Source organism: Halovibrio sp. HP20-59 (assembly GCF_033052795.2).
GTDB lineage: Bacteria > Pseudomonadota > Gammaproteobacteria > Pseudomonadales > Halomonadaceae > Vreelandella.
Map to the genome: position 1 here is coordinate 1 of NZ_JAWJUW020000061.1, position 406 is coordinate 406.

A 406-nucleotide genomic window follows, 5' to 3' on the forward strand; every position below is an offset into this window, starting at 1 on the left:
CCGGGCATCGGCGGCGTCGACAGGGACGACGTGGCGGCAGCCAGTGCGGCTCGGTCCTCGCTGGCTTTGTAGTTCTTCTTTCGTGGCATCGCGCTCAGTGCCGTTGCGACTCCGTGGAGCTGGGCCGCGGTGAAGCGGCGAGGGCGCCGCTAACACCGTAGAGCTGATCGAACTCATCCATCATGGCAAGCGCCTCGGCGCCGAGTAGCCGCTCGATCTGCTGAAGATAGACCATCGTGGTTTGGGCGCTCGCGTGCCCAAGGCGGTCGCGCACGTACATCAGCGGCTCCAGCTTGATGTCGGGCCGGCTGCGCAGCAGCAGTAGGGTGTGAATCGCGTAGCTGTGCCGCAGCATCAGCGGTCGCACACGGAAGCCGACCCGGTCGCTCAGGCGCGAGAACGCGGT

At 66.5% G+C, this 406-nt stretch carries 1 pseudogene; it reads right to left on the reverse strand.

The window, feature by feature from the left end:
- Positions 1 to 94: 94 nt before the first annotated feature.
- A pseudogene (locus RZA33_RS19385) lies at positions 95 to 406 on the reverse strand (hypothetical protein); the annotation flags it as partial.